General features: G+C 58.4%; 8 protein-coding genes. 6 read left to right on the top strand and 2 right to left on the bottom strand.

The annotated features are described in order from the left end of the window. Window positions 1-522: 522 nt before the first annotated feature. Both rpsU and IFT55_RS12525 read right to left on the bottom strand, forming a co-directional pair. Window positions 523-723, bottom strand: a complete 201-nt coding sequence (rpsU, locus tag IFT55_RS12530; protein WP_192092499.1) for a 30S ribosomal protein S21 — start codon at window positions 721-723, stop codon at window positions 523-525. Window positions 724-940: 217 nt separating this feature from the next. Next, window positions 941-1,159: a hypothetical protein gene (locus tag IFT55_RS12525; protein ID WP_192092497.1), complete on the bottom strand. Its 219-nt coding sequence runs from the start codon at window positions 1,157-1,159 to the stop codon at window positions 941-943. A gap of 201 nt (window positions 1,160-1,360) precedes the next feature. Between IFT55_RS12525 and IFT55_RS12520 the strand changes: the two genes are divergently transcribed. From IFT55_RS12520 to IFT55_RS12495, 6 genes are all read left to right on the top strand, one after another. Beyond that, window positions 1,361-2,578 (top strand): tyrosine-type recombinase/integrase, encoded by a 1,218-nt coding sequence (locus tag IFT55_RS12520; RefSeq protein WP_192092495.1) that lies wholly within the window; start codon window positions 1,361-1,363, stop codon window positions 2,576-2,578. Continuing rightward, entirely contained in the window at window positions 2,575-3,198 is a 624-nt protein-coding gene (locus IFT55_RS12515) for a hypothetical protein (protein ID WP_192092494.1), read from the top strand. The genes IFT55_RS12520 and IFT55_RS12515 overlap by 4 nt, the downstream gene beginning before the upstream one ends. 406 nt (window positions 3,199-3,604) lie before the next feature. Next, window positions 3,605-4,267, top strand: coding sequence for a hypothetical protein (locus IFT55_RS12510; protein WP_192092492.1), 663 nt, complete (start codon window positions 3,605-3,607; stop codon window positions 4,265-4,267). Continuing rightward, entirely contained in the window at window positions 4,264-4,524 is a 261-nt protein-coding gene (locus tag IFT55_RS12505) for a hypothetical protein (protein ID WP_192092490.1), read from the top strand. The genes IFT55_RS12510 and IFT55_RS12505 overlap by 4 nt, the downstream gene beginning before the upstream one ends. A gap of 229 nt (window positions 4,525-4,753) precedes the next feature. Then, window positions 4,754-5,395, top strand: a complete 642-nt coding sequence (locus IFT55_RS12500) for a hypothetical protein (RefSeq protein ID WP_192092488.1) — start codon at window positions 4,754-4,756, stop codon at window positions 5,393-5,395. Window positions 5,396-5,797: 402 nt separating this feature from the next. After that, a complete protein-coding gene (locus IFT55_RS12495) occupies window positions 5,798-7,900 on the top strand; it encodes an AAA family ATPase (RefSeq protein ID WP_192092486.1) in 2,103 nt (700 codons plus the stop codon). Window positions 7,901-8,196: the final 296 nt, after the last annotated feature.

Raw genomic sequence — 8,196 nt, 5'->3', positions numbered from 1 at the left:
GAATGCGCCAACTACTTCGCCGCATGCGGATATGATGCAGACTGATCGAAAACCGCTCTAGCCCGCCATACCTTCGCGGGGCATCGCATGACCGGTCCGGTTCAGGACGTAGGGCAAAGCGCGGTTCGTTCCGCGCTCCCGGACGAAGCCGAACGGCGCTGTCGGTCTAGGCTACGCGTATCGCGCTTCGCACGATGGACGTTAATTCAGGCGGGCAGGGGGCGAATCGACCTGCGCGCAGTGCGAAGGGCGGCGGAGCGCCGTCCCCTGTCTGTCGGTCAACGGGATGGCGTTCGACGTCGACATCGTTCCGGACGTCGTGCCGTCACCCCGGTTTGCATCCAGCCGGGACCACAGGCTGTCGGATGCAATCGCGCGAATGCCGCTGGCATGGTGCCGCTGCAGGAGCCGTGCGGGCGCACGACTCCATAGTCCATCGACCTGCGTACAGCAGGCGATGGTGTCTGGCCGGCGTGCCCCGGCGGTCCGAACGGTGATCGTGATGCTATGGAATGACCGCGATCAGCGGTCGCGTTCCTGCCGCTTGCGATCGGCCTTGCGAGCGCGGCTCACGGCGGCGGCATGCTCGCGTGCGCGCTTTTCGGACGGCTTCTCGTAATGGCGGCGCAGCTTCATTTCGCGATACACACCCTCGCGCTGCAGCTTCTTCTTCAGCGCGCGGAGCGCTTGGTCGACGTTGTTGTCCCGGACGGTAATCAACATGCGTAGAATCCTTGACTGTCTCAATGACGTTGGCTGCGGTCGTTACCGCCGGGCGGAGTGCCTGCCAAGGCAAAGGCTGCATAGTTGCCGTAAAAAACATGCGACGGATAGGAATTGCGTGCGGGAGGCCCGGTTTTCGTCCTCCGTTGACGACGCGTTCCCCAGCGATCACGCCGAATCGGCTTTTGGCCTTGTCGCATCGGCGAGGGGATCGGTTTTAATCGTCCGCCGCGGTATTGGGCACGAGAAATAGCGGCATCGTCGTCGGCAGAAGTGGCCGCGCATCCGAACGGTGCAGCGGATCTGTTGAGTTCGGGGCGTTGATGTGGACGATTCGACCCAAGCGCGCGGAAAATGCCGAGCACGCCATAACTCTTGCCAGTGTCGCTGCCAGCGCGATGCGATCGGGAAGCCGCGCCAGCATCGCCGCGTTCATCCGGGCTGCCGGCACGACAGCGCCGCTGGCGGAGACGGAGTCCGCAATCCTGGACTCCGTCAACGTCTACCGGCGTCTATTAGCGGCTACAACGCCATTGATTTTAAACGGTTTTTAGTCGGGCCCGAGCTACTAGCGTCTATTGACATGTACTAGTATCCACGCTTTGTTGTTGGCCTAGATGTTGGCCAGCGAGAACGAATGCCCCGGAAAGCAAAAGAACTTGGCGCCCTTGCCGTTGCGAACCTGAAGCCCGTCGAATCGGCTTCTGGGCGCATGCGGACGCGCTTTATGGTTGGAGGTGCCGATGGACTACATCTGCGCATCGCGGGTGCATCAAAGTCGTGGATTCTACGTGTCATGGTCGGTGGGGTTCGCCGGGACATCGGACTGGGAAGCTATCCGGGTGTCACCCTCGCTACGGCTCGAAAGCTTGCCAACGCGCATCGTGACCGAGTCGCACAGGGCGGCGATCCTATCGCAGAGCGTCGTGCGAAGGCGGACAAGGGCAAGACGTTTAGGGCGTGCGCTGAGGCCTACATCGCCAGTCGGTGTAGTGAGTGGAAGAACCCGAAACACGCATCTCAATGGTCGAGCACGCTGGAGGCGTACGCCTACCCTGTTTTTGGAAGCGTTCCGGTCGATGCTATCGATACGGCGTTCGTTCTGAAGGCTGTAGAGCCGATTTGGGCGGCGAAAACCGAGACGGCCTCGCGACTACGTGGGCGCATCGAGAAGGTATTGGGTTGGGCCACATTCCGTGGATACCGATCGGGCGAAAATCCTGCGCGCTGGAAAGATCATCTCGACCACCATCTGCCGTCGCCGGGGGACGTTCGGAAGATCAAGCATCATGCCTCGCTACCTTACCCTGAACTTCCTGCCTTCGTAGCGGAGCTTCGGCAACGCACTGGCATGGCAGCTCGCGCGCTCGAGTTTGCCATTCTCTGCGTCTCCCGCTCCGGGGAAGTTAGGCAAGCCGTATGGAGCGAAATCGACATGGATCGTAGGACGTGGACCATTCCAGCCGAAAGAATGAAGGCGAAACGGGAGCACGTCGTTCCGCTATCAGACGGAGCGCTTTCAATCTTGCGTGGGTTGCCAAAGCGGAAAGTAGATCCCGGCGCCGCTGTCGAATTTGTTTTTCCGGCGCCTCATGGTTCGTCGTTCTCCGACGCTGTTTTTCAAGCGCTTTTTAAACGAATGGGGCGGAGCGACCTAACTCAGCATGGCTTCCGTTCGACATTTCGTGAATGGGCCGGTGAAATGTCCAACTACCCGCGGGAGGTTATAGAGCACGCTCTCGCGCATCAGCTCGCGGATAAAGCTGAAGCTGCCTACCAGCGCGGTTCGTTGTTACCGAAACGGGTATTACTGATGTCGGCGTGGTCTAATTATTGTGAAGGGCGATCAGCATGAATAAAAAACAGTTCTTGCCGCTTCAGGACACAGTTGGTGATCGTGCAAAAAGTGATGATTTAGATAGCAGGATACGTGAGCTATTTTTGCGATTGGATTACGCAAACTGGGTTGAAAAGGTTGAAAGCGGGGAATGGAGGCCGTGCAATCGTAGAGCTTCACCGGAAGACTGGCAGCGCCTCGCTATCGCTTTGGCATTTAAGCATGGTGAGCCGGGATTTGAGATGTATTTACGTCCATTCACTAAAAGATCACCAGCGGAAGACGATCAAATCGAACGTGACGAACTCATGCTGCACTATATGAATTTGGATGTGCATCCGAAAAATGGCAACAAAATGAACATTCGTAGCGCTGCCAAATTGGTTGCGGAAGATTTGGCTAAACTAGATCGAACTCGTAGAGCAAAAATTCTGAGCGAGAATGGTGACGCTACAGAATTTGAGCCGTCAGAGATTGATAGTGAGAGTATACGTACACAGTTTTCGAAAAGGAAAACGGCCGCAGAGAAGCAGGGTCTGGAGTTCGAACCGGAACTGCCATCATATCTACGTCTATTCGTCGCATCTAATAATCTTTTTAACGCTTTGCTCAGGTCCGCAAAAAATTTGTCTGAGTAATATGGCCTCTTTCTACCGCGCGATATTAACCGCGTACCCGTACGCACGTTCAAACCGGAGCGTGTGTCAAACATTCGAATAGCGCAGCCTCCCATTATACACGCGGGAAATGCACCTCCTGAGCATCGGTTCACAGGGAACTGACGCCAGCGAGGTACATCGTGACACACCACTCTCAAAAGCCAGAAGGAAATGTGCCGTGGAGCGGCATTGCTCCCGCCGGTCCCATCCTTCGCCCAGCACAGGCCGCCGCATACATTGGCCTTTGCCTTTCCGCTTACTACCGCCAGGCGACGCGGGGTTTGGTCCCGTCACCAGTCAAGATCACCGAGCGAGCGACCGGCGTTCCTCGGCCTTGGCTTGATGCTGTCATCGCAGCGCGGTTCGCAGCACCGGACGCTTTGGTATGAGCGGCGTCCTTGAAACTCTCCTGAGCCCTTCGGTGCTTCAGGCATATGCCGACAAGCTGCAGCGGCAAGCGGCGCTCGACCTCGCCGAAGCGAAGGTGCGAGAGAACGAGCGCGAGGCGGAGGCCGCCAAGAACGAGCGCGTTAGACTGACTGAGCTAGAGGATGCTGATGCCGCCGTTCGCCACGTCGACGGACCGGAGGCGGCGCCGGAGCGGCCACAACGTAAGAAGCGCCTCGCAAGCCTGAACGAGAAAATTCCGGTTCTTGCTGCCTCTGTCCCGCTGCTTAAATCGCGTGTCGGCGAGCGTCGGACGGAACTGCAGCGGAGCGAAGTTCCTCTCACGCGTGCGGTGCTCGAAGCGGTTCATGAGTTCCAGGCGCCAGCCGTAAAGCGCGTCCGGGACGCCTTGAGCGCACTCGAAGCGGACCTTTGCATTTTGGTTGCGGCCGACATGGTTGTGTCCAGCCTCGTAGGCGACCGCTTTCCTATTCCAGAAGGCCAGACGGCTCCCTTCTCCGGCGCGATCGTCACTCGCAAGCTTCTGGCCACAATCCCCGGACTTCTGCGACCGCCGACCCTTACCCTAGAGCGCGTGGAGCAACGCGCGCGGGTCGTTGCTGCAACGACCGTTAATCAACTGAAGGAGAATGCCAAGTGACCCGCCTTGTTGCCCTTTGTGCGATCGTTCGCACGCCCGCCGATTCTGCCCCGACCCAGTTCGCTGGATTTGATGCTGAAGGAAACTCGATCATACAGGCCGTTTCCGAGGAAATTAAGCCCGGTACGATCTTCGAGGAAACGAACGAAACAGAAGTTGAGTGGCTTCTTGCCAACAATGCCGTTCGCCTACCGAATGATCGAGAAATTCAAATGTTCGACCTCGTCGGCGAACTCCCTTCTATCGGAGGGAGGTGAATAATGCCTGCGTTAATCGCACGCGTAACGATCATGCTAAAGGGCGCCTCAGGCAACCTTCGTTCCGTGAATGGAAGTGCCGCGGTCGACTATTGGCGCAACGCCGTTGTGGTCGAGCCGGGAGAAACCTTCACCGAGAATGATCCTGCGGAGGTCGCGAGGCTAGTCAGCATCGGCGCGGCCCGGCTCAAATAAACACAGTTTTCTGAAATCGACGAGGTTACTATCCATGACCACGCAGAATGAAGATAGCAGCGACGACATCGTTGCCCTTATCCAGCTTTGTGGCCTGTCAGGCTACAAGGCGGCTGACCCTTCAAATGAGCGTCGCAATCAAAATGTCGTAAGCGAGGAGGAGTTGGCGACGCACGAGTTGATCCGTGAATGCCAGCTGCCTGGCTACAACGTTGATAGGCTCGCTACTCGCGCAACCGCACCAGTCGATGCGATAACAGATGGTAAGTCTGCGATTGCAAGCGCTGCCGGTCAGCCTGCAGTCCCTGTCGCTACGTTATCGAAGCGGCAATTTCTCGTTTTGGAAGTGGCGCGAGGGGGTGAGTCCGCTCTGTCCGCTTTGGAAGCCAAAATGGGTGTGGGGATTTCGGTACATCGCGCTGGAAAACAGTCTTGGGTTTCCGAGCCCACCGAGGGCGGCGGAACCCGCCGAGCTTTTTCCTTCATGGCAGGACAAGTGTTGGGCTTTGCTGACCTGCTCGGCGATCTGGGAAGCCCGAGCCTAAAGCTATCCGTCACCGGCATTGAGCTTACGAAGTACAAGGCAAGCGGACCCGGCGTTCGTGATGGCGAGCCACCGCAGTGGCCAGATAGCCTTAATAAGGCACTCCGATCGGCACTGGGGAAGTTGCAATGACGCGGCGTCCGCAGGGTGGTTGGGTTCGGTGGCAACGGTATCGCTACCAGCGACTATATGCCGAAGGGCTTGCCGCAGATCTCGCACACCGAATCGCTGCCGCTGAGATGAACGTGCGACGGTCGTTAACGCGGCTGATCGGTGGAAAGCATGCACGAGAAGCAGAGTTGATCTGCCAATTCGACGGCGACCGTGTCCGGTTCGCCCTAACGGGCTCAATGAACGGCCTCACTGAAGCACAGTCGGACGCGATTGAAGTGATGGCTTGCAAGGCCAAGAAATAAAAACGGCGCTGCGGGGTCCCCACCGCAGCGCCGTTACAACTTACCTGGACGAGCACCGCCGTAAGTCATCTAATGACATAGCGCCGTCCTAAGTATTATTCAAGGACACAAATCAGCTATGTCGACCACTCCTTCGAATATCAGCGACTTCGATGACATCCTGGGTGGTGATGATTCCGTTCTCGATCGCCCTTTGATGCTGACAACGTTCCCAGACGAACTTGCGCGCATCAAGACGGAGAAGACTTCGTCGTTGCGCGAGCTCGTCGAACAGGTGCACCTTCCAACGGCTCCAACGAAGGCGCAACTTCCACTATTGAAGTTGGCAAAGTTCGGCGCGGTGCCCACGACCAAGGGTTCGCTTCGCAACAACGCTAACGTGCTCGCCATCGACGGCATCGAAGGCGATTACGACGGTGAGGTAGTTAGCATATCGGAAGCCGCCGGACGGCTCAAAGCGGCTAACGTCGCTGCAGTTCTGTATTCCAGTCCTTCGCATACGAGCAGCAAGCCGCGCTGGCGTGTCCTGTGCCCGCTCAGTGGCAGTGCGGCGCCTGACGCTCGCGAACGCCTTTGCGCTCGGCTGAACAGCGCTCTTGGCGGGCTGCTATCCGGCGAATCGTTCACGCTGTCACAGTCCTATTATTTCGGGAAGGTTGATGGGACGGCGACGGCTGCCGTGGCCATTGTCGAGGGTCGTCCGATCGACGCTGCTGCTGAGTTGGATGCGTCCGCGCTCGGGCGCAACGGCGAACCGTATCGTCCCGGCCCGGCGGGACTCACTGCGCCGGCCGTCTCTGACGATGAGGATGATGATTGGCACTTCCAAGCGCCGGTGGAATGGGATCGGATCGATAGCGCGCTTGCTGCGGTCCCAATCAAAGATGCCGATCAGCAGGAAACCGGCGGACGGGACATGTGGTTGCGTGTGGGGCAAGCCTTGCATCACGTCACTGGAGGCAGCGAAGAAGGCTTCGCGCGCTGGGACGCCTGGTCGCGCGAAGGCGAAAAGTACAACGCGCGTCATATCCGGCGCGACTGGAACTCGTTTCGATCGGACGGTCGGAAGCAGGTTCGCATTGGCACGCTATATGACCTTGCTAAGCGCTACGATTGGACCGGCAACACACCCGCTGCGCCGCAGGCTGACCCGTTTGATCTGATTGGCACGGAGGTGACAGCAGAGAAGCCGGCAACTACCCCAACTGCCCTTCGCTTCCTCGCGCCAGCCGACTGTGCGAGTTCGCCTTCGCGAGGCTACATCGTCAAGGGTCTGGTCGCGCCGCGGGACTTAGGCTGCATCTTTGGGGCGCCCGGTGCCGGCAAGTCGTTGATCGCGCCTCACATCGGCTACCTAGTCGCATTGGGCCGATCGGCATTCGGCTTGCGAACGAAGCCCGCACGGGTGCTATACGTAGCCGCCGAAGACCCGCACGGCATGCGGGGGCGGATTACAGCCTTGAGAATGCGGCACGGCGACGCGCCCGATTTTGTGCTGGTAGAAGGCGTATCGGACCTTTTGACGAGGGGGAGCCCGGACCTTGCTGCGTTGCAATCGGCGGTAGCGGAGCAACAGCCGGCGCTGATCTTTCTTGATACCCTAGCAATGAGTTTTCCGGGCTTGGAAGAGAACACCGCCGAAGACATGGGCCGCGTCGTAGCAATCGGACGCTCCCTTACCGCACACGGCGCGGCAGTGGTTCTGATCCATCACGACACCAAATCACAAGGTCCGACTCCGCGGGGGCACAGCCTGCTGAACGGCGCGCTGGATGTGGCTCTCCAACTGTTCCCGCGCGATGAATCTGGAGTCGTTCGCGCCAAGCTTACCAAGAACCGGAATGGCACCGCCGAGCGGGATATCGCCTTCAGGATCGCAACGGAATGTCTGGGCGAAGATGAGGATGGCGATCCCGTGACCGTGGCGCTTGTTGACGAACTGGCACCCGGTGCGGCGCCGAAGCGCGAGAAGCTGACGCCGAGCGAAAGGGCGGCATTCAGGATTTTCGAAGGCTTGGAGTCAGCCGGCCCGGTGTTTGAGGAAGCATGGCGGAAGGCATGCATCGATTCTCCCACTGTATCGGCAGCGGACGACCGTGAGAGCCGGCGGAAGGCAGCAAAACGCGCTTTCGAGGGCTTGGCTCGCAAGGGTGCGGTCGTGATCGATAGTGGCATTGTTAGGCGGCCTGATAGTATCGGGAACGCGTTTGACGAAGAATAAGCCATAGACTCGTGAAGTCGCCTGTTGAGAAGCGCACATTCCGACGCTGAGGCTAGCGATCGGAGCCTCCGAAAGCTGCCCATAGTTCAGCATGTTAATCCCCATTTTTAAATCTTTACTTAGAAAATTCGGGAAAGGGCAATCAAGAACCGATTTTGAGAAAGGGAATGCCGCAGCGCGTTGTAGGCGCGCTCGACAAAGCGACTGTCTCGTAATGAGTTCGTCTTTGGGAACACCGGTATACTATGCCGGAACCGCAAGATCGGTCGAGCGCGTCGTATATGGGAACCGCTAGC

Origin of the sequence: Sphingomonas sp. CFBP 13720 (assembly GCF_014842075.1) — a bacterium.
In the GTDB taxonomy this organism is placed as follows: domain Bacteria; phylum Pseudomonadota; class Alphaproteobacteria; order Sphingomonadales; family Sphingomonadaceae; genus Sphingomonas.
This window is presented reverse-complemented; position numbering and strand designations above follow the sequence as displayed.

Excerpts from the sequence above, each read along its gene's own strand:
- rpsU (WP_192092499.1), bottom strand. The coding sequence starts at position 723 with ATGTTGATTACCGTCCGGGACAACAACGTCGACCAAGCGCTCCGCGCG.
- IFT55_RS12525 (WP_192092497.1), bottom strand. The coding sequence starts at position 1,159 with ATGAACGCGGCGATGCTGGCGCGGCTTCCCGATCGCATCGCGCTGGCA.
- IFT55_RS12520 (WP_192092495.1), top strand. The coding sequence starts at position 1,361 with ATGCCCCGGAAAGCAAAAGAACTTGGCGCCCTTGCCGTTGCGAACCTG.
- IFT55_RS12515 (WP_192092494.1), top strand. The coding sequence starts at position 2,575 with ATGAATAAAAAACAGTTCTTGCCGCTTCAGGACACAGTTGGTGATCGT.
- IFT55_RS12510 (WP_192092492.1), top strand. The coding sequence starts at position 3,605 with ATGAGCGGCGTCCTTGAAACTCTCCTGAGCCCTTCGGTGCTTCAGGCA.
- IFT55_RS12500 (WP_192092488.1), top strand. The coding sequence starts at position 4,754 with ATGACCACGCAGAATGAAGATAGCAGCGACGACATCGTTGCCCTTATC.
- IFT55_RS12495 (WP_192092486.1), top strand. The coding sequence starts at position 5,798 with ATGTCGACCACTCCTTCGAATATCAGCGACTTCGATGACATCCTGGGT.